The 20,450-nt window shown below is 53.1% G+C and carries 16 protein-coding genes and 1 pseudogene; 6 read left to right on the top strand and 11 right to left on the bottom strand.

Annotation, left to right across the window (positions count from 1 at the left end):
- Window positions 1-93: 93 nt before the first annotated feature.
- On the top strand, window positions 94-1,968 hold the full coding sequence (gene htpG, locus NNO08_RS00335) for a molecular chaperone HtpG (protein ID WP_271449469.1): 1,875 nt from the start codon (window positions 94-96) through the stop codon (window positions 1,966-1,968).
- Window positions 1,969-2,205: 237 nt separating this feature from the next.
- Window positions 2,206-2,850, top strand: a complete 645-nt coding sequence (gene adk, locus NNO08_RS00330; protein ID WP_003021773.1) for an adenylate kinase — start codon at window positions 2,206-2,208, stop codon at window positions 2,848-2,850.
- A 16-nt stretch (window positions 2,851-2,866) separates the two neighbouring features.
- On the opposite strand, the pseudogene NNO08_RS23145 reads toward adk, so the two are convergent.
- Window positions 2,867-2,947: pseudogene (locus tag NNO08_RS23145) on the bottom strand (hypothetical protein); the annotation flags it as partial.
- A gap of 82 nt (window positions 2,948-3,029) precedes the next feature.
- Here NNO08_RS23145 and hemH point away from each other — a divergent pair.
- Complete coding sequence (gene hemH / locus NNO08_RS00325) at window positions 3,030-3,992, top strand: ferrochelatase (RefSeq protein WP_271441594.1); 963 nt, start codon at window positions 3,030-3,032, stop codon at window positions 3,990-3,992.
- Here the strand turns inward: hemH and aes are convergent.
- Window positions 3,989-4,948, bottom strand: a complete 960-nt coding sequence (gene aes, locus NNO08_RS00320; protein ID WP_271441593.1) for an acetyl esterase — start codon at window positions 4,946-4,948, stop codon at window positions 3,989-3,991. The two genes, hemH and aes, sit on opposite strands and share 4 nt — an antisense overlap.
- Window positions 4,949-5,101: 153 nt before the next feature.
- On the opposite strand from aes, the gene gsk reads away from it, so the two are divergent.
- Window positions 5,102-6,406: an inosine/guanosine kinase gene (gsk, locus tag NNO08_RS00315; protein WP_137384601.1), complete on the top strand. Its 1,305-nt coding sequence runs from the start codon at window positions 5,102-5,104 to the stop codon at window positions 6,404-6,406.
- A 91-nt stretch (window positions 6,407-6,497) separates the two neighbouring features.
- On the opposite strand, the gene ybaL is transcribed toward gsk, so the two are convergent.
- Both ybaL and fsr read right to left on the bottom strand, forming a co-directional pair.
- Complete coding sequence (gene ybaL, locus NNO08_RS00310) at window positions 6,498-8,177, bottom strand: YbaL family putative K(+) efflux transporter (protein ID WP_271455946.1); 1,680 nt, start codon at window positions 8,175-8,177, stop codon at window positions 6,498-6,500.
- Window positions 8,178-8,402: 225 nt separating this feature from the next.
- Complete coding sequence (gene fsr, locus NNO08_RS00305; protein ID WP_121584311.1) at window positions 8,403-9,623, bottom strand: fosmidomycin MFS transporter; 1,221 nt, start codon at window positions 9,621-9,623, stop codon at window positions 8,403-8,405.
- Window positions 9,624-9,801: 178 nt separating this feature from the next.
- On the opposite strand from fsr, the gene ushA reads away from it, so the two are divergent.
- On the top strand, window positions 9,802-11,454 hold the full coding sequence (ushA, locus tag NNO08_RS00300; protein WP_271455945.1) for a bifunctional UDP-sugar hydrolase/5'-nucleotidase UshA: 1,653 nt from the start codon (window positions 9,802-9,804) through the stop codon (window positions 11,452-11,454).
- A 112-nt stretch (window positions 11,455-11,566) separates the two neighbouring features.
- Here the strand turns inward: ushA and ybaK are convergent, their stop codons facing one another.
- The 3 genes from ybaK to copA all read right to left on the bottom strand — a co-directional run bounded on the left by ybaK (window position 11,567) and on the right by copA (window position 15,702).
- Window positions 11,567-12,046 (bottom strand): Cys-tRNA(Pro)/Cys-tRNA(Cys) deacylase YbaK, encoded by a 480-nt coding sequence (gene ybaK / locus NNO08_RS00295; RefSeq protein ID WP_137384598.1) that lies wholly within the window; start codon window positions 12,044-12,046, stop codon window positions 11,567-11,569.
- Between the two features lie 202 nt (window positions 12,047-12,248).
- Window positions 12,249-13,043, bottom strand: a complete 795-nt coding sequence (locus NNO08_RS00290) for a TraB/GumN family protein (protein WP_271454010.1) — start codon at window positions 13,041-13,043, stop codon at window positions 12,249-12,251.
- 154 nt (window positions 13,044-13,197) lie between these two features.
- Window positions 13,198-15,702, bottom strand: coding sequence for a copper-exporting P-type ATPase CopA (copA, locus tag NNO08_RS00285; protein WP_271455944.1), 2,505 nt, complete (start codon window positions 15,700-15,702; stop codon window positions 13,198-13,200).
- A 108-nt stretch (window positions 15,703-15,810) separates the two neighbouring features.
- Here copA and cueR point away from each other — a divergent pair, with 108 nt between their 5' ends.
- Window positions 15,811-16,221: a Cu(I)-responsive transcriptional regulator gene (gene cueR / locus NNO08_RS00280; protein WP_126318972.1), complete on the top strand. Its 411-nt coding sequence runs from the start codon at window positions 15,811-15,813 to the stop codon at window positions 16,219-16,221.
- On the opposite strand, the gene NNO08_RS00275 is transcribed toward cueR, so the two are convergent.
- The 4 genes from NNO08_RS00275 to NNO08_RS00260 are packed head-to-tail and all read right to left on the bottom strand — an operon-like array spanning window position 16,218 to window position 20,441.
- On the bottom strand, window positions 16,218-16,934 hold the full coding sequence (locus NNO08_RS00275) for a DUF3142 domain-containing protein (protein WP_271441936.1): 717 nt from the start codon (window positions 16,932-16,934) through the stop codon (window positions 16,218-16,220). The genes cueR and NNO08_RS00275 overlap by 4 nt on opposite strands.
- Window positions 16,904-19,048, bottom strand: a complete 2,145-nt coding sequence (locus NNO08_RS00270; protein WP_271455943.1) for a hypothetical protein — start codon at window positions 19,046-19,048, stop codon at window positions 16,904-16,906. Before NNO08_RS00270 ends, NNO08_RS00275 begins: the two co-directional genes overlap by 31 nt.
- Window positions 19,049-19,068: 20 nt before the next feature.
- Window positions 19,069-19,527: an NfeD family protein gene (locus tag NNO08_RS00265; RefSeq protein ID WP_271454006.1), complete on the bottom strand. Its 459-nt coding sequence runs from the start codon at window positions 19,525-19,527 to the stop codon at window positions 19,069-19,071.
- Complete coding sequence (locus tag NNO08_RS00260; protein ID WP_005125227.1) at window positions 19,524-20,441, bottom strand: SPFH domain-containing protein; 918 nt, start codon at window positions 20,439-20,441, stop codon at window positions 19,524-19,526. Before NNO08_RS00260 ends, NNO08_RS00265 begins: the two co-directional genes overlap by 4 nt.
- Between the last annotated feature and the right edge of the window lie 9 nt (window positions 20,442-20,450).

The following is a 20,450-nucleotide window of genomic DNA, read 5'->3' as shown; positions in this document are numbered from 1 at the left end:
CGGCGGCTTCCGCTTGAAATCCTTCCCGCTTGTCCCCATTTCACCCTCAACGTGTTTTTACCATTAAAAATGGCATTGTTGAGGTAGATCTACATGAAAGGACAAGAAACTCGTGGTTTTCAGTCAGAAGTAAAACAGCTTCTGCACCTGATGATCCATTCTCTGTATTCCAATAAAGAAATCTTCCTGCGTGAGCTTATCTCTAACGCCTCGGATGCGGCAGACAAGCTGCGTTTCCGCGCCCTGTCTAATCCGGACCTGTATGAAGGTGATGGTGAGCTGCGTGTGCGTGTTTCCTTCGATAAAGATAAGCGTACGTTGACCATTGCTGATAACGGCGTGGGGATGAACCGTGATGACGTTATCGATCATCTGGGGACCATTGCGAAATCCGGTACCAAATCTTTCCTCGAATCCATGGGCTCCGATCAGGCAAAAGACAGCCAGTTGATCGGCCAGTTCGGGGTAGGCTTCTATTCCGCGTTTATTGTGGCGGATAAAGTCACTGTGCGTACCCGTGCTGCGGGTGATAAGCCTGAAAACGGTGTGTTCTGGGAATCTGCGGGCGAAGGTGAATACACCGTTGCCGACATTACCAAAGAAGACCGCGGTACCGAAATCACTCTGCACCTGCGTGAAGGGGAAGACGAGTTCCTGGATGACTGGCGCGTGCGTTCCATCATCAGCAAATATTCCGATCATATCGCGCTGCCGGTAGAGATTGAAAAACAGGAAGAAAAAGACGGTGAAACCGTTGTTTCCTGGGAGAAAATCAACAAGGCACAGGCGCTGTGGACGCGTAACAAGTCAGAAATCAAAGACGACGAGTACAACGAATTCTACAAGCATATCGCGCATGACTTCACCGATCCGCTGACCTGGAGCCACAACCGTGTGGAAGGTAAGCAGGAATACACCAGCCTGCTGTACATTCCGTCACAGGCCCCGTGGGATATGTGGAACCGCGATCACAAGCATGGTCTGAAACTGTACGTTCAACGTGTATTCATCATGGATGACGCTGAGCAGTTCATGCCGAACTATCTGCGCTTTGTGCGCGGTCTGATAGATTCCAACGATCTGCCGCTGAACGTGTCTCGTGAGATCCTGCAGGACAGCACCGTCACCCGTAATCTGCGTAGCGCACTGACCAAACGTGTATTGCAGATGCTGGAAAAACTGGCAAAAGATGACGCTGAAAAATACCAGACCTTCTGGAAACAGTTTGGCCTGGTACTGAAAGAAGGGCCGGCGGAAGATCACGCTAACCAGGAAACCATCGCTAAGCTGATGCGCTTCGCATCCACACACACAGATTCTTCCGCACAGACCGTGTCGCTGGAAGACTATGTCTCACGGATGAAAGAAGGGCAGGAGAAGATCTACTACATTACTGCAGACAGCTATGCGGCGGCGAAGAGCAGCCCGCACCTCGAATTGCTGCGTAAGAAAGGTATCGAAGTCCTGCTGCTTTCTGACCGCATCGATGAGTGGATGATGAACTACCTGACTGAATTCGACGGTAAGGCGTTCCAGTCTGTCGCTAAAGCTGACGAGTCTATCGACAAGCTGGCAGACGAAGTTGATGAATCGGCAAAAGAAGCGGAAAAAGCGCTGACGCCGTTTGTTGAACGCGTGAAAACCCTGCTGGGCGACCGTGTGAAAGAAGTGCGTCTGACGCACCGTCTAACCGATACGCCAGCGATTGTCACCACTGACGCAGACGAAATGAGTACCCAGATGGCGAAGTTGTTTGCCGCTGCGGGCCAGGCTGTGCCGGAAGTGAAATATATCTTTGAACTGAATCCAGACCACGTGTTGGTAAAACGCACGGCGGATACTCAGGACGAAGCTCAGTTTAAAGAGTGGGTCGAACTGCTGCTGGATCAGGCGTTGTTTGCTGAGCGCGGTACGCTGGAAGACCCTAACCAGTTCATCCGTCGAATGAACCAGTTGCTGGTATCCTGATAGCGGTTGCGTTACGTGATGCCGGATGGCGCTAACGCTTATCCGGCCTACAAAATCTCGTATACCGTAGGCCGGATAAGGTGTTTACACCGCTATCCGGCATTTTCTCTTCTTATTTTCAATTTTCCCGCCGTTAACCGTTTCAGCGTCAGGCGTCTTTCTTGAGCCAATTGCGTGATGGTGGTATCGTTTAGCGCTTTTTAAAAAATATCGACAACCTTTAAGGGGATTTTCGTAATGCGTATCATTCTGCTTGGCGCTCCGGGCGCGGGTAAAGGAACTCAGGCTCAGTTCATCATGGAGAAATATGGTATTCCGCAAATCTCCACCGGTGATATGCTGCGTGCCGCCGTGAAATCTGGCTCCGAGCTGGGCAAACAAGCGAAAGACATCATGGACGCCGGCAAGCTGGTGACTGATGAGCTGGTGATCGCGCTGGTAAAAGAGCGTATTGCTCAGGAAGACTGCCGTAATGGTTTCCTGCTGGACGGCTTCCCGCGTACTATCCCGCAGGCTGATGCCATGAAAGAAGCGGGCATCAACGTGGACTACGTTCTGGAGTTTGACGTTCCGGATGAGCTGATCGTTGATCGTATCGTTGGTCGTCGCGTACACGCTGCTTCTGGCCGCGTTTACCACATCAAATTCAATCCGCCTAAGGTTGAAGGTAAAGACGACGTGACCGGCGAAGAGCTGACCACCCGTAAAGACGATCAGGAAGAGACCGTACGTAAGCGTCTGGTGGAATACCATCAGATGACCGCTCCGCTGATCGGCTACTACTCTAAAGAAGCGCAGGCGGGTAACACCAAATACGCGAAAGTTGACGGCACTCAGGCCGTGGCTGACGTTCGCGCAGCGCTGGAAAAAATCCTCGGTTAATTTTTTCGCGCTTAATGCCGGATGGCGGTGTATACACCTTATCCGGCCTACGATTTTTTGTAGGCCTGATAAGCGCAGCGCCATCAGGCAAATTCTCGTCTTACCTCTCACAGCAATTAGTTCTTCTTCTCCGCTTTTCCGCTACAATTATCAACAATTTGAATCGATAAGAGGCGGTAATGCGTCAGACGAAAACCGGTATCCTGCTGGCTAATCTCGGCACTCCCGATGCCCCAACCCCTGAAGCTGTTAAACGTTACCTGCGCCAGTTTTTAAGCGATACCCGCGTAGTTGATACATCCCGTCTACTGTGGTGGCCGTTGCTGCGTGGTGTGATTTTACCGTTGCGTGCGCCGCGTGTGGCAAAGCTGTACCAGTCAATCTGGATGGAGGAGGGTTCTCCACTGATGGTTTACAGTCGTGCGCAGCAGCAGGCACTGGCGGAGCGTTTACCCGATACGCCCGTCGCACTGGGAATGAGCTACGGTTCACCTTCGCTGGAAAGCGCGGTTGATGAATTGCTGGCAAGCGGCGTTGACCACATTGTGGTGTTAACGCTGTACCCGCAATACTCCTGTTCGACGGTAGCGGCAGTCTGGGATGAGCTGGCGCGTATCCTGGCGCGTAAGCGCGGTATTCCTGGGGTTTCCTTTATCCGTGATTACGCAGACGACAACAGCTATATTGATGCGCTGGCTAAAAGTGCCCGCGATTCGTTTGCACAGCACGGTGAACCCGATTTACTGCTGCTCTCCTACCACGGTATTCCACAACGCTATGCGGATGAAGGCGATGATTACCCGCAGCGCTGCCGTGATACCACTCGTGAACTGGTCTCTGCGCTTGGCCTGGCCCCGGAAAAAGTGATGATGACCTTTCAGTCACGCTTTGGCCGTGAGCCTTGGTTGACGCCATATACTGACGAAACGTTAAAAATGCTGGCGGAGAAAGGGACCGGACATATCCAGGTGATGTGTCCAGGCTTTGCGGCAGATTGCCTCGAAACACTGGAAGAGATTGCGGTGCAAAACCGGGAGATTTTCCTCGAGGCTGGCGGTAAGAAATATGAGTATATTCCGGCGCTGAATGCCGCGCCGGAGCATATTGAAATGATGGTTAAACTGACCGAAGCCTACCGCTAAAGCTGTTGCTGAAAGAAACGCGCGCCATCCTGCAGAGCCTCATCGGCGGTTTTCATCATCCGCGAATAATGCAGGAAGGCGTGCAACATGCCGGGGTACATTTGATACTGACAGGTCTGCTGATGCGCATGCAGCGTCTGGAAAAGTAACCGGCTGTCATCAATCAACGGATCGAACTCGGCGCTGGCGATAAAGCAGGGCGGCACGTCGTGCGTAAGATCGTTATTAAACAGGCAATAATACGGCGACTCACGATCGTCGACGCTACGCAGATAGGCATTTTCGTACATCTGCAGATCCTCACGTCCTAAACCATCCCACGCTCCGCCCATCAGTCGGCGGCTAAGCGAATCCTGCAGACCGTAAAGCCCGTACCACAACAGTACGCCAATGACCTTACCGCAGGGGATCTGTTTATCACGTAACCACAACGCACTGGCGAGTGCCAGCATGGCACCTGCGGAATCGCCGGCAAAACCAATATGTTTCACATTGAGAGAATAATCGTCGGCGTGGTGATGGAAATATTGGCAGGCGGCGACAATCTCTTCGATGGCCTGCGGGAAGCGCGCTTCTGGCGACAGTGAGTAGTCGATGCCAATGACTGTGCACTGCGTGTAGTGCGCCAGTAGACGCATAATGCGATCGTGCGTATCCAGATTACCGAGAATAAAGCCGCCGCCGTGTAAATAATAGAGCGTGGCCTGGCTGTGAGGCTGCGGTGAATAAATACGTGTGTTAACAGAGCCATAGCGGGTGGAAACCGCACACTCTTGGGTACTCATTTGCGGTGCATCAGCATTCCAGAATTGCCGTTCATGTATGTAGTACTTTCGTTGGGCCACGATATCATCGGCAGCGGGCCAGGGTGGCAGGTCATCGCGATGAAAATTCACCACGACGTTCATTTCATCTGAAATTCTGTCGAGTACGGGGATCTTGTTATCCGGCTTCATAAAACGCTCCTTGTGGACGATGATTTATTGTAGAAACTGAGACCGGATAAACTGCGATCCCGCCGTCCGATATTGAAACTTAGCGCCGCATCGCATGCATATCAGGTAATGTGCTACCATGCATCGCTCAGTTAACCACCCATATAATCGACCATGAAATTTCCCGGTAAACGTAAATCCAAACACTATTTCCCCGTCAGCGCGCGCGATCCGTTGCTGCAACAAATTCAGCCTGAAAATGAGACCAGCGCGGCCTGGGTAGTCGGTATCGACCAAACGCTGGTGGATATTGAAGCCAAAGTGGATGATGATTTTGTAAAACGTTATGGATTAAGCGCCGGGCACTCTCTGGTGATTGAAGATGATGTTGCGGAAGCACTCTACCAGGAGCTGGTACGCGAAAACCTGATCACCCATCAGTTTGCAGGCGGCACCATCGGTAACACCATGCACAACTACTCCGTGCTGGCAGATGACCGCTCGGTACTGTTGGGTGTGATGTGCAGCAATATCGAAATTGGTAGCTACGCGTATCGCTATTTATGCAACACTTCCAGCCGCACCGATTTGAACTATCTACAGGGTGTAGATGGCCCGATTGGCCGCTGCTTTACACTGATTGGTGAATCCGGCGAGCGCACATTTGCCATCAGCCCCGGTCACATGAACCAGTTGCGCGCGGAGAGCATCCCTGAATCGGTGATTGCCGGGGCTTCCGCGCTGGTGTTGACCTCCTATCTGGTACGCTGTAAGCCGGGCGAACCGATGCCTGAAGCGACCATGAAGGCGATTGAATTTGCCAAAAAGCACAACGTTCCGGTGGTTCTGACGCTGGGTACCAAATTCGTTATTGCGGATAACCCACAGTGGTGGCAGGAATTTCTGAAAGAGAATGTCTCTATTCTGGCGATGAACGAAGAAGAAGCTGAAGCGCTGACCGGTGAAAACGATCCGCTGCTGGCGTCAGATAAAGCACTGGATTGGGTAGATTTAGTCTTGTGTACTGCCGGGCCGGTGGGACTGTATATGGCCGGCTTTACTGAAGAAGAGGCGAAACGCAAAACTCAGCATCCGCTGCTGCCAGGCGCTATTGCTGAATTCAACCAGTACGAATTTAGCCGCGCAATGCGCCATAAAGATTGTACGAATCCGCTGCGTGTGTATTCACATATCGCACCATATATGGGCGGGCCTGAAAAAATCATGAACACCAACGGTGCTGGCGACGGTGCATTGGCTGCATTGCTGCATGATATTACCGCGAACAGCTATCACCGCGGCAATGTACCCAACTCCAGCAAGCACAAATATACCTGGCTGACATATTCATCTTTAGCCCAGGTGTGTAAATATGCTAATCGCGTGAGTTATCAGGTGCTGAACCAGCATTCACCGCGTCTGACGCGCGGTTTGCCGGAACGTGAAGACAGTCTCGAAGAGTCGTACTGGGACCGCTGAGTTCTTGCCCGATAGCGCTGCGCTTATCGGGCTTACACCAGTGTGGGAATACGTAGGCCGGATAAGCGTAAGCGCCATCCGGCACGTAACATTAACTGGCCGTAGCAACGTCACCGGCAGGCGGTGTTTCAATCAGTTCCAGCATAGTGCGGGCGATTTCACGCTCGCCCATGACGACCTGATTAGCCCCACGCTCGGTGATATATTCCACTTCATCGTCATAATGCGCGCGGGCGATAATCTCAATCGACGGGCACTTCTGACGCGCACAAGCGACAATCTCACCCGCTTCGTAACCATTTGGAATGGTCAGCAGCAGCCAGCGTGCGCAATCCAGATGCGCCAGATTCATAATTTCTTCGTTAGCCGCATTACCGAGCACGGCACGGATCCCACGTTCACGCAGTTCATCCACGCGGGTACGCGATGTTTCAATAACGACCAGCGGGACACCCGCCGCCATCAGCTTTTCACCTAACAGGCTGCCGACACGACCAAAACCGACCAGCAGTGCATGATTACAAATATCAACCGGGATCTGCTTCTCTTCTTCGATAGCCTCTTCCAGTGTCTGCTCTTCCAGTGTTTCGGTTTTGGCGAGATATTTCTCTAATACAGCAAACAGCACCGGGTTGAGCATAATGGAGAGAATTGCACCTGCCAGCACCAGGTTTTGTCCGGCTTGTGGTAATAGGTTCAGTGCCATACCAAGGCCCGCCAGGATAAAGGCAAACTCACCAATCTGCGCCAGGCTGGTAGCAATGGTGAGCGCTGTACGCTGAGAGTGACCAAACAGGCGTACCAGGAAGTAGGCAGCGACGGATTTACCGAAGATAATAATCGCCAGCGTGCCCAGCACGGCCAGTGGCTGCTGGATCAGGACTAACGGATCAAACAGCATACCGACGGAAACAAAGAACAGTACGGCGAAAGCATCGCGTAGCGGTAGGGTATCGTGCGCCGCTCGGTGGCTCAATTCTGACTCGTTCAGCACCATACCGGCAAAGAACGCACCCAGTGCAAAGGAAACATCGAACAGCTCCACCGCGCCAAAGGCGATACCCAGCGCTAACGCCAGCACCGACAGGGTAAACAGTTCGCGGGAACCTGTTGCGGCGCTGCGGGCCATAATCCACGGTACCAGCCGGCGACCAACCAGCATCATAATGGCGATAAATGCCACGACCTTACCGATGGTAATGCCCATATCCACGGCCAGCGAAGTAAAGCCGACGTTTTCTTTTTCCAGCATTCCGGCGACAGCAGGCAGGAGAACCAGCGTCAGCACCATCATCAAATCTTCGACAATCAGCCAGCCAATCGCGATTTGCCCGCGCTGGCTATCAATGAGCTGCCGTTCTTCAAGCGCACGTAACAGCACCACGGTACTGGCGGTTGAAAGACACAGCCCAAAGACGATACCGACCATCAGCGACCAGCCCATCACCGCTGAAAGCGCCATACCCAGTAGCGTCGCCACGGCAATTTGGGCGATAGCGCCGGGAATGGCGATGGACTTTACCGCCATTAAATCCTTCAAGGAGAAGTGCAGCCCCACGCCGAACATCAGTAGGATAACGCCAAGCTCCGCCAGTTCAGGTGCAAGCTTAGTATCAGCAACAAAACCAGGTGTAAATGGACCGGCCAGAACGCCCGCTAACAGATATCCCACCAGAGGAGAAATACGTAGTTTATTGGCAATCATGCCTAATATAAAAGCGAGCACAAGGCCGCCGACAATGGTGGTGATAAGCGGGGTGGCGTGATGCATTCCGTCTCCTTTGGTTGCTGTGTTGATCCTGAAAACCCAAATTCCGAGTAATAGTTTATGACAATTTTAATGTTTATGTTTATGAATAATTATTGAATTTTGATGAAAATAGGATTTTAAGCGTAAAAAAGCACGGATCGGAAAACTACGGGGGGATGTATGAGGCAAAGGCTGATGGTCACTGTAAGTGATGACGGCCAAAGTTTACTTTTGGCCGTCAGAAAATCAGGCTTTATGTCGGTTATCAGGTAAGAATATGGTCAGTATCCCCAGAAGAGGCAGGAAAGCACATATTTTATAGACCAAATCGATACTGGTATGGTCGGCAATCAGCCCTAACACCGCGGCACCCAAGCCGCCCATGCCGAAGGCAAAACCGAAAAATAGCCCAGAAACCATACCGATACGCCCCGGAAGTAGCTCCTGTGCGTAGACCAGAATGGCAGAAAAGGCCGATGCAAGGATAAAACCAATAATCACGGTTAAAATCCCAGTCCATTCAAGGGTTGCATAGGGCAAAATGAGGGTAAACGGCGCTACGCCGAGGATAGAGCCCCAAATAACGTATTTTCTGCCAATCTTATCACCTAATGGCCCACCAATTACCGTCCCGGCCGCAACGGCAAACAGGAAGGCAAACAGGTGGAACTGAGCATTTTGTACCGATAATCCGAATTTTTGCATCAGATAAAAGGTGTAATAGCTACTGATGCTCGCCATATAGAAGTATTTGGAGAAAATCAGCACCAGCAGAATCCCCACCGCCAGTACCACTTTATTTCGTGGTAGCGGATTGACGATGGCGACCTTCGGTTTCCCTTTACTCATCCGATGTTGTGCGGCATACCAACGGCTAATCTGTGCCAGTACCACAATCGCCAGCAGGGCCGCCAGAACGAACCAGGCCACATTCCCCTTACCGTATGGCGCGATGATGACAGCGGCCAGTAGTGGTCCCAGAGAACTACCGAAGTTACCACCGACCTGGAAAATAGATTGAGCCAACCCATGACGGCCACCGGAGGCCATACGTGCCACACGAGAGGATTCCGGGTGGAATACTGAAGACCCGGTACCGACCAGCGCTGCGGCGAGCAAGACCATATGGAAACTGCCTGCCATCGCCAGTAGCACAAGCCCACTGAGCGTGAAGCACATTCCAATCGGTAGCGACCATGGCATCGGGTATTTGTCCGTCCAGTAGCCGACAACCGGTTGCAGCAGCGAAGAGGCGAGCTGGAAGGTTAGCGTAATCATCCCGATCTGCATAAACGTCAGTGAAAACTCTGACTGTAAAAGCGGATAAATCGCCAGAATCAGCGATTGGATCATATCGTTTAGCAGATGAGAGAGGCTGATCGCCCCTAAAATGCCAAATGAGGTGCGTGCTTTAGCAACCGACGCTGACGCGCCAGCCACTGGCTGGGTTGGTTCACTTATTGCCATAGAAAGTCACTTCTGTTTGGGTTGCGATTATGAGGGTAATCTAATTTGTTATTATTACTTGCCTAACATACCTGCGGAAGGTGTTTGAAGGAAGTCTCATTTCTGAAAACATTTTCGACTATTATTTCATATCATTTCATTGTAATTTCAGTCGTTGATATTGGCTCAGGGAGAGTACATGAAATTTTTAACACGGGGTGTGGCGCTGGCGTTATTGGCCGCATTTGCGCTGGCAGGTCAGCCTGCCCAAGCGTACGAAAAAGATAAAACCTACAAAATTACCATTCTGCATACCAACGATCATCACGGTCACTTCTGGCGCAGTGAATACGGGGAATATGGACTGGCGGCGCAAAAAACGCTGGTGGACGGTATTCGTAAAGAGGTGGCTGAGGAGGGCGGCAGTGTACTGCTGCTTTCCGGTGGCGACATTAATACCGGCGTACCAGAATCCGATCTCCAGGATGCGGAACCTGATTTTCGCGGGATGAACCTGATTGGCTACGACGCGATGGCGGTCGGAAACCACGAGTTTGATAATCCCATGACCGTCTTGCGCCAGCAGGAAAAATGGTCGAAATTCCCGTTTCTCTCGGCCAATATCTACCAGAAAAGCACTGGCGAACGCTTGTTTAAGCCGTGGGCTATCTTTAAGCGCCAGGATTTAAAAATCGCGGTTCTGGGTTTAACAACCGATGATACGGCGAAAATTGGCAACCCGGAGTTCTTCACCGATATTGAGTTTCGCAAACCTGCGGAAGAAGCAAAGCTGGTTATCCAGGAACTCAATATGAATGAAAAGCCAGACATCATTATCGCGACCACGCATATGGGGCATTATGACAACGGCAATCACGGCTCGAACGCCCCTGGCGATGTCGAAATGGCGCGTAGCCTGCCCACCGGGGCGCTGGCGATGATTGTGGGTGGTCACTCACAGGATCCGGTGTGCATGGCATCGGAAAACAAAAAGCAGGTTGATTACGTACCGGGTACGCCATGTGCGCCAGATAAGCAAAACGGTATCTGGATTGTGCAGGCGCATGAGTGGGGTAAATACGTTGGCCGGGCGGACTTTGAATTCCGCAATGGCGAAATGAAAATGGTCAACTACCAACTCATTCCGGTAAACCTGAAGAAAAAAGTGACCTGGGATAACGGTAAAAGTGAGCGCGTACTTTACACCCCAGAAATTGCTGAAAACCAGCAAATGCTGTCGTTACTGACACCATTCCAGAATAAAGGCAAAGCGCAGTTGGATGTCAAAATTGGCAGTGTCAATGCGCGTCTGGAAGGCGACCGTAGCAAGGTGCGTTTTGTGCAGACCAATATGGGGCATCTGCTGCTCGCGGCGCAAATGGCACGCACCGGCGCTGATTTTGGTGTGATGAGCGGCGGTGGTATTCGTGATTCCATTGAAGGCGGTGATATCACCTATAAGAGTGTGCTGAAGGTACAACCGTTCGGCAATATTGTGGTGTATGCCGACATGAGTGGGAAAGAGGTGATTGACTATCTGACCGCCGTGGCGCAAATGAAGCCGGACTCCGGGGCCTATCCGCAGTTTGCCAACGTCAGCTTTGTGGCGAAAGACGGTAAACTTAACGATCTGAAAATCAAAGGCGAACCTGTTGACCCGGCTAAAACGTATCGCATGGCAACGCTGAGCTTCAATGCCACCGGTGGCGATGGTTATCCGCAGATCGCTGACAAACCAGGGTATGTGAATACCGGGTTTATCGATGCGGAAGTGCTGAAAGAGTACGTACAGAAAAACTCACCGCTGGATGCCAGTATGTATGAGCCGAAGGGTGAAGTTACCTGGCAGTAACAGGGGGAGTGCCGGATGGCGGTGCTGGCACCTTATCCGGCCTACAGGCTGTAAGCGTATTCGGTTTGTAGGCCTTAAAGCTGCGCGCCATCAGGCAATCTTCCATACCGGCTTAATCGCGGCGTGCGATGTCGGCGAATTTCGCATCCAGAATTTTCGCCAGATCGTTCGCCGCCAGTTCAATATCCAGCCCGCGTTTGCCGCCGGAAACATAAATAGTGTCGAATGTCTGAGCGGGGGCATCAATCAGCGTTGGCAAACGTTTTTTCTGCCCAAGCGGGCTAATACCGCCGACCAGATATCCCGTTGTGCGTTGCGCAACCATTGGGTCGGCCATATCGACCTTTTTGGCGCCCAGCGCCTTCGCGACCTTTTTAAGATCCAGCTGTCCGGCTACCGGGGTGACGGCAACCGCCAGATGTTTCATATCGCCATTCACGGCAACCAGCAGCGTTTTGTAGACCTGATCCGCATTCAGCCCTAATTTACGGACCACTTCGTCGCCAAAGTTGGTCTCGGACGGATCGTGATCGTAGGTGTGGATCTGAAAAGAAATTTTGTTTTTTTCGAGTAGTTTAACGGCGGGTGTCATAGCAATTTTTCCTGGCCCAGACAAAATACGCCATAAGCATACGCCTGATGGCGGTGGAAAAAATAGTACCATCTTGCGCAATAGTATTGGCAGGATGACGACTTTGAGCGACAATCGACCTACACCGATGCTTTAAGCGTCGGCATAATAATAATGATGAAATTCCTCTTTGACGGGCCAATAGAAATATTGGCCATTTTTTTTATCGCATCATCTCCGGTAAGTTTCCCTCCCCATACAGATGCAGTGCGCCCACTGCGACCACATAGTGGCCCGCAGGCATTGCCTTGAGTTTGTCCCGCCAGGCCTCATTACGCTGGTGCATGAGTACGTCATATAACGACTGGCTGAATGTGTTGGGTAATGTGAGTTCGCCATTTTGTGGTGGTGATTCAAGCCACCAACCCATCATTTGTTGCAGCAACCTGGCGTTGGTATGCCAGTGTGTCAGGGTATCGTCGAGCAAAGCCAAACCGTTATCAGGTAATTGGCATAACAGGTCGATTTGGCTGGAAGCGCCTTCCAGTTCAATAATGGGTTTTTGCGCCTGTTTAGCCGCTTTGAGCAGTTGGTAGTCAATACCATATTCCGCCCGTAATCCCAGCTGTTGCGCCTGCGTGGCTTGCAAGATCATGGCTATTTGCCACAGGGGCTGAGTCGAAAACAGGGAGGGGGAAATACCAAGATCGCCAGAAACTTTTTGCAGGTTGCGCAATTGCTCTTCGCTGATGCGTTCTTCCAGCGCAGCAAAAACTGGAAGATTGGCAAACGGTGCATCGTCACCGGAGACATCGGCTTCGACAATCAGTGCATCAGCGCGGCTGAGTTTTTTCAGTAACCTGGCAGGCAGAGGGGCCATACCCCGGCTACCCATATGAATACTGCCAATCAGATGAAAATGGCGGTTGCCAGGCAAAGAGACATCGATGGCCGGCCAGGTATAATGGTTACCGCGCAGTGCAGACCATAATGCTTTTACCCGGTATAACAAATCCATACGGCCTCCCTTGAGTAGACTTCCATGCTAGCGCGTGGTCCAGGAAGGTGCAATCCGTGAATCGTTGAATGGCGACGCAAAATCGTCTTATCCGGCCTACATTATCACTTACTTTTTGTAGGCCGGATAAACGAAAGTGCCGTTTGGCAAAGGGTTACTCTTTCGGTTTAAAGCGCAGCAGTCGGTTGGCGTTGCTCACCACGGTAATAGAAGAGAGCGCCATCGCAGCTCCGGCAACGACCGGGTTCAGCAGGGTCCCGGTGAACGGCCACAGAATCCCGGCGGCAACGGGGATACCGATGCTGTTGTAGATAAATGCGCCGAGCAGGTTCTGCTTCATATTACGCAGCGTTGCCCGCGAGATAGAGAGCGCATCCGCAACGCCCATCAGGCTATGACGCATCAGCGTGATCGCAGCGGTCTCAATCGCCACATCGCTGCCTCCGCCCATTGCAATACCCACATCGGCCTGGGCCAGGGCAGGGGCATCGTTAATGCCGTCACCGACCATGGCGACCTGACGTCCCTGGCTCTGCAGACGTTTAATGGCTTCCGCTTTACCGTCTGGCAGTACGCCGGCTATCACCTCATCAATACCTGCTTCTTTGGCAATGGCATTGGCCGTAGTTGGGTTATCACCGGTGAGCATCACCAGACGATAGCCAGCGCGGTGCAGACGCTGAAGCGCGGCCACGCTGTCGCTGCGCAATGGGTCACGTACCGCTAACAAGGCTGCCGCTTGCCCGTCAATGGCTAACAGCACCGGGGTTGTCCCCTGGGAAGCCTGAGCCGTGATCTCGGCTTCCATTTCGGTGGTAACAACGTGCTGTTCGTTGAGCAGCGCCTGGTTACCCAGTAATAACGTATGGCCTTCAGCTTCCCCGCTGACGCCTAAACCGCGCAGCGTACGGAAACCATTGACTTGCGGCAACGTAACATCGCCCGCTTTATCCAGAATCGCCCGGGCCAGCGGATGGCTGGAACCCTGTTCAAGGGCGGCTGCCAGGCGAACAGCCAGCGCTTCGTCGGTATTGCCGAACGTTTTGATGGCGACAACCTGCGGTTTACCCTCAGTCAGCGTACCGGTCTTGTCAAAGACGACGGTATCAAGCGTGCTGGCGCGTTGCAGCGCATCAGCATCACGTACCAGCACCCCAAACTCAGCGGCACGACCCACCCCGGAAATAATCGACATGGGTGTGGCCAGACCTAGCGCACAAGGACAGGCAATAATCAGTACGGTGGTGGCAATCACCAGCGTATAAACAATTTGTGGTGCCGGGCCGAAAAAGTACCAAATTGCTGCACTCACCAGTGCAATCACTACCACCACCGGAACGAATACCGAGGAAATACGGTCGGCCAGTTTACCAATCTCGGGCTTACTGCTTTGTGCCTGACGCACCATGCGAATAATACGCGATAACGTCGTGTGGCTGCCGACGGCACTGGCGCGGAACAGTACGCTACCATCCTGAACGACAGTACCGGCGTGGACGCTATCACCTTCCCCTTTTTGTTGCGGGATTGGTTCGCCGGTCAGCATCGCTTCATCCAGCCAGGCCTCGCCCTGTGTGATTTCGCCATCTACCGGAACGCGATCGCCGGTAGTCAGACGTAGCAACATGCCTGCCTGCACATCGGCCAGTGGCACGTTTTTTTCACCGTCATCAGTCACAACACGTGCGGTTGGCGGTGTTAAATCGAGTAGTTTTTCCAGCGCTTTGGAAGAGCGTTGGCGGGCGCGTGCTTCCAGCATATGGCCAAGGTTAATCAGACCGATAATCATGGCACTGGCTTCATAATAGAGATGCCGCGCTTCCATTGGGAACCATTGCGGCCAGAGGTTTACGCTCATGGAATAGAGCCAGGCGACCCCCGTGCCCAGCGCGACCAGTGTATCCATGGTCGCGGTGCCGTTCATCAGGCTTTTCCACGCGCTGCGGTAGAAGTGACCGCCTGCGAAGACCATGACAGCGAGTGTTGCCAGACCAATGACCAGCCACAGGCTACGGTTGTCGGCACTCACCATCATGTTATCGCCAATCATTCCCCATACCATGACCGGGACACCCAGCAACAGCGCAACCGCCGCCTGCCAGCGAAAACGTTTCATGGTCGCCACGGCGGTTTCCTGCTGGCGTTCGCGACGCTTAGCGTCGTCTTCGATCGCTTCCGCGCCATAGCCGGCTTTTTCCACCGCCTGCACTAAATCTGCGGCGGATGCACTGCCCATTACCAGCGCAGTGCGCTCCGCCAGGTTTACCCGTGCCTGCGTGACACCCGGTACGCTTTGCAGCGCATTTTGTACGCGGGAGACACAGCTGGCGCAGCTCATGCCGTTTAACAGCAACTGTTGGCTATCATCTTCTTCAGCCGTAGCTGCCGGAAGCTCAGGGGGGACCGCTGCCAGTGCTTCCGACGGGATTGATGACTCCGCCAGCGGTTTAGCCTTTGGGTGGCTTAACTCCGCGCCATAACCGGCTTGTTTGATGGTTTCGATCAGCGCCTCGGCACTGGCGCTACCGGTGACATGGGCTTCTGTCACCGTGACATCCGCGAGTTCCACGTCCGGGCGTTGTTCGAGACTTTCTTTAACGCGTTTTACGCAGTGACCACAGGACAGACCGTCCAGAGTCAGATCGATAGTTTGAGACATAACAAATTTCCTCTATGATTGGTCGGTAAACGTTGACCTTAGCAGTCGTTTTGACTAACTGTTATAAAGGTTAAACCTTCCATCAAGGGGAAGGTCAAGGGGGAAGATGTGAATATATCCGATGTTGCTAAAAAAACCGGTTTAACCAGTAAAGCGATACGCTTTTATGAAGAAAAAGGTCTGGTGACGCCGCCACTACGTAGCGAAAACGGCTATCGCACATACAACCAGCAGCATCTGAATGAACTGACGCTGTTGCGTCAGGCGCGGCAGGTTGGCTTTAACCTGGAAGAGTGTGGTGAGCTGGTCAATTTGTTTAACGATCCGGCGCGTCACAGCGCGGATGTCAAAAAGCGCACGTTAGAAAAAGTGGCGGACATCGAGCGGCATATCAGCGAGCTGCAGGCCATGCGCTTGCATTTGCTGGCGCTGGCGGACAGTTGCCCTGGTGATGATAGCGCCGAATGCCCGATCATGGATAATCTCTCCGGCTGCTGCCATCACAAAGCAAAGGCTTAACGGCGAGAGGGATTGAGCATAAACACCACTGTGCCACGGTACCACGGGGATTTTTCAAGCTGAGCCTCAGCCTGCAGGTCCCTGCTACCGTTTTGCACCAGCCCCAGCTTAAACGGAATACGCAGACGGGCGAGTGCAGGCAGATACGCCTGATAATTTGCCACCGTCTGACGCCCCTGATAGCTCTGCACCACCAGTTCATCGACCGCCAGTGCGTTTAGCGTGGCGACATCCCCGGTTTTTGCCCAGTCCAGCAGACCTGTCACGCCAAGCGCAAACTCTGGCGGCAACTGTTGACGCAATTGGTGCAGAAAACGGGCGTAATCAGCAAGCTGGTGGGTCGCCGCGTCAAAATCGACCTGCAGGCCGACGACGTGGTTGCCGGCGCTCTGCCAGCGTTGCATCAGCCGTATGATTCGGGCAGGAATCTCCTCCGGTACGTCGAGCGTGGTAAAGCGGACCGTCAGCCAGATTGAGGGAAAAGTCAGACGACTGACCGGCAGTCCCAGACGCTGGAAAACCACGTTACCCGATCGAACCAGCACCTCGCCCTGATGCAGATAGACCGTTTGCGCATTTTGCAGTTCAGCACTGGCTTTCACCCCGGACCACAGCCAGAAGGCCGAATGGTCACGGGCGGCGACAATATCCGCCGCCTGTGCCTGACCGGCCAGCAGCGCGATTACCAGTAGTATTTGAGTTTTTGCGCCCACGGGCTTCCCGGATACTGCGTCTTTAACTGTGTGAACCAGTCTTTTCGCTGCGATTTATCCACGTCTTCGCCGCCGCATTCGTTATAACCTGACGGGGAGTAGCACATGATGGCCCGATACAGCGCAAAGCTTTTATCCTCGACTTCCGCTGTTGGGGACGCGATAACCTGTTGGTAATAGCGCTGCCTGTCGAACTGGCCGAACGGCTCCTGTCGCGTAATGGCCACTTCCAGCACATCGTTACCGCTACTGTTTTTCCACAGATCGACATGGGTTTGTGTGGTACGGAAGAACTCACCCAGACAGTTCAGTGCGTGGGCGTCATCGGCTTTGCGGCTTAATACCGTGACCGTTTCATTGAGGCTGCGGCAGGTATAGCCGGCCTGAGCGGCATCACCGTTCCAGTCAAACACGCTCAGATTGACGTCATCAAATGCGGTGCCAACCACCGGTTGGCTAATGGCACGGGCCAGTTTCCGGTCATTCAACCAGTCCGCAAAACGGTTCTCGGTAAGATCCCGAACCAGCAACGTATGCAGGGCTATCGTGCGCTCTTCATTGTTAGGCCCATGGGTAGCCTGCTGGCGTAGCAGTTCAGGCGTTGCCTGTGTTTTCAGCACCTGAGAGCGGAAACGCAGATTGGTTACCGCACTGTCCGGGGCGAATATCGCCGCGCTGTCACCACTATAGACCAGCGTAGCCGCCAGCTTGGCCTGCACATATTGCTGCTGCTCGTTATCTTTGCTCACTTTCAGCAACTGCTGCCAGAACGCGCGTGCGGTAGACCATTGCTGTTGGCCCATTAGCGCTTCGCCGTAGAGCACCTGTTCGCTAAACGCGAGCGTATCGTGTGCGGAAAGTTGTTGCGCCGGGGTTACTGTCTGAACAATGGCCGCATAGTTGCCCGCCGCCATCCATAAATTCAGCTGTAGATTGCGCCACAGCGGCATGTGTTGGCTTTGTTCAAATACCGGCTTGCTCGCATCAAGTTGCGCCTGGGTCAGCGTGGGTTTTTTATCGCTATTCAGACGCAGTGCGCGTAACAGTTCGATATAGCTCACGCGGGGGGCATCAGGAAAGGCTTCAATTACGGATTGATCATAGAATTGCATACCGTAGACGTTATCGTATTCTGTCACGGTCTCACGCAACTGCTGCGCATTGGCCGACGTATCGAGAGCCTGCTCATACAGTCCGGCCAGCTGTGGCCAGGCTTGTAAATACCAGTTGATACGCCGCAGCATACCGCGCGTCGAATCGGCGTACTGGCCTTGCGGCCAGCGATGCAGATAGGCTTGCGCCTGTGTCTGTGCCTGAGCGGCATCCTGGTGGTTAATTCTGGCGATATCAAAATCACCGTATTCACCGACGCTGTTCTGACTACTTTTATTCAGTGCTGTGCGCATTAGCATGTACTGCGCCGTTTCTGCCAGCCATGGGCGATCGCTTTTCGCCAACTGAGTAAACGCTTGTTCGGCATTCACATAATCACCGGCATAGAAATTGGCGGCGGCAATCAGGTACGTTTTATAGCGTTGGGCACTGGAATCCACAGGCAGAGTAGTCAATGAGGCATCAATCTGCTCACGGGTTGCGCCGGACAACAGCCCCATCCGCGCTTGCGCCAGAGCCTGGCGTTGTTCCACCGTCAACGAGGTATCGGTGAGCAGTGCGCCAAAGAATTGACTGGCGCTGCCCATATTATTCGAAACATGTCGGTTTTCGAGATCATCATTATTGCGGATTACCTCATCCGCGCTGATGTGCAGTTCGGCCATTTGCCGGGTTAGCGTGTCATCAGCGTTTTGCTCCGGGACTGCGGCTGCGGGCGACGTGATGTCATCCCACTGCGGGTGATAAGCGAAATAGAAATCACGGGAGCGGGTGATATCCTCAGGCATCGCCTGTATCGGCAGGGCGAACGATTTCTCCTGACTCAGCAGTCGTAGCAGGTTATCACGGCTGTCGTTTCCGGGGCTGAAGGTAGGCGTGCCTTTCAGCAGACAGTGGTCATCGCTCCATTTGCAATCTTCTATATCTGATGAGGCAAACGCCTGAGGAGCAGTTGCCAGTAGGGTAAAAAGGGCAAAGGCGAGGGGTGTCTTCCTGACCATAGTCTTATTTCCTGTCTGTTTTATGGTGATACGGCTTTGATTACCAGAGTAATGCCTTCAACGGCAACCACTTCAACGTGTGTTCCGGCGCTTAAGTCATCATTGGCGCTGACGGGCCACGAGCTGTCGCCGACGCGCATATGCCCGCGACCATTGACCAGGGCGGTTTCCAGTGTAAACCGACGACCGACTAGCTGTTGTCCGCGCTGATTAAGATGGCTGTCGGCCGGTTTCTGCTCTTGCACGCGCTTCGCCAGCCATTTCCACCACAACCAGGCTGCCAGCAGTGTTAATACGGCGAACATTGCTCCCTGCCACGCCCAGTCGAGCGGTACGAGCCAGATAACCAGCCCGGTTATCACCGCCGCTACACCGCTCCATAGCAGATAACCGTTACCGCCCAGCATCTCGGCGGCCAATAGCAGGCCCCCGAGGCTAAGCCAGAAGATATGTGGGTGAACCAGGATCATCGCTATCATGATTTTTTCCGTTCGCTGGCGCTGTCCTTAATCAGCTCAGTGATCCCGGCGATGGAGCCCATCAGACTGCTGGCATCCAGCGGCATCATCACCACTTTACTGTTATTCGACGAACCGATATGTTGCAGCGCTTCGGTGTATTTCTGTGCCACAAAGTAATTCACAGCCTGAATGTCCCCAGCAGCAATGGCTTCAGATACCATCTGCGTTGCACGAGCTTCCGCTTCCGCTGAACGTTCACGTGCTTCGGCCTGTAAGAAAGCGGACTGGCGTTCACCTTCTGCTTTCAGGATTTTCGACTGTTTCTCACCTTCGGCCTTGACGATCTCCGCCTGACGGATACCCTCGGCTTCAAGAATGTAGGCACGCTTGGTACGCTCTGCTTTCATCTGTGCGTTCATCGCATCGATAAGCTCTGCCGGTGGGCGAACATCGCGGATCTCGATACGGGTAATTTTGATGCCCCAGGGATTGGTGGCTTCATCAACGATATGCAGCAAGCGCGTATTGATGTTGTCGCGCTGGGAGAGCATCTCATCGAGTTCCATCGAGCCAAGCACGGTACGGATGTTGGTCATGGTCAGGTTAATGATCGCCAGTTCCAGGTTACTGACTTCATACGCCGCCTTTGGCGCGTCGATGACCTGAATAAAGCACACGGCATCAATGGCAACGTTAGCGTTGTCTTTGGAGATGACCTCTTGCGACGGAATATCAAGAACCTGTTCCATCATGTTGATCTTACGACCAATTCGGTCCATAAATGGCACAACAAGACTTAACCCCGGTTGCAGGGTCTTGGTGTAACGCCCGAAACGTTCCACCGTCCACTGGTATCCCTGCGGGACGATTTTCACGCCCGCACCGACGATGACCAGTGCGACAAAAATAAGAATAGGAATAAAAATGAGCATCGATGAAAC

Source organism: Citrobacter sp. Igbk 17 (assembly GCF_028069775.1).
In the GTDB taxonomy this organism is placed as follows: domain Bacteria; phylum Pseudomonadota; class Gammaproteobacteria; order Enterobacterales; family Enterobacteriaceae; genus Citrobacter.
Note: the sequence above shows the minus strand (reverse complement) of the source record. Positions and strands in the feature narration are given on the sequence as shown.

Excerpts from the sequence above, each read along its gene's own strand:
- htpG (WP_271449469.1), top strand. The coding sequence starts at position 94 with ATGAAAGGACAAGAAACTCGTGGTTTTCAGTCAGAAGTAAAACAGCTT.
- adk (WP_003021773.1), top strand. The coding sequence starts at position 2,206 with ATGCGTATCATTCTGCTTGGCGCTCCGGGCGCGGGTAAAGGAACTCAG.
- hemH (WP_271441594.1), top strand. The coding sequence starts at position 3,030 with ATGCGTCAGACGAAAACCGGTATCCTGCTGGCTAATCTCGGCACTCCC.
- aes (WP_271441593.1), bottom strand. The coding sequence starts at position 4,948 with ATGAAGCCGGATAACAAGATCCCCGTACTCGACAGAATTTCAGATGAA.
- gsk (WP_137384601.1), top strand. The coding sequence starts at position 5,102 with ATGAAATTTCCCGGTAAACGTAAATCCAAACACTATTTCCCCGTCAGC.
- ybaL (WP_271455946.1), bottom strand. The coding sequence starts at position 8,177 with ATGCATCACGCCACCCCGCTTATCACCACCATTGTCGGCGGCCTTGTG.
- fsr (WP_121584311.1), bottom strand. The coding sequence starts at position 9,623 with ATGGCAATAAGTGAACCAACCCAGCCAGTGGCTGGCGCGTCAGCGTCG.
- ushA (WP_271455945.1), top strand. The coding sequence starts at position 9,802 with ATGAAATTTTTAACACGGGGTGTGGCGCTGGCGTTATTGGCCGCATTT.
- ybaK (WP_137384598.1), bottom strand. The coding sequence starts at position 12,046 with ATGACACCCGCCGTTAAACTACTCGAAAAAAACAAAATTTCTTTTCAG.
- NNO08_RS00290 (WP_271454010.1), bottom strand. The coding sequence starts at position 13,043 with ATGGATTTGTTATACCGGGTAAAAGCATTATGGTCTGCACTGCGCGGT.
- copA (WP_271455944.1), bottom strand. The coding sequence starts at position 15,702 with ATGTCTCAAACTATCGATCTGACTCTGGACGGTCTGTCCTGTGGTCAC.
- NNO08_RS00270 (WP_271455943.1), bottom strand. The coding sequence starts at position 19,048 with ATGGTCAGGAAGACACCCCTCGCCTTTGCCCTTTTTACCCTACTGGCA.
- NNO08_RS00265 (WP_271454006.1), bottom strand. The coding sequence starts at position 19,527 with ATGATAGCGATGATCCTGGTTCACCCACATATCTTCTGGCTTAGCCTC.
- NNO08_RS00260 (WP_005125227.1), bottom strand. The coding sequence starts at position 20,441 with ATGCTCATTTTTATTCCTATTCTTATTTTTGTCGCACTGGTCATCGTC.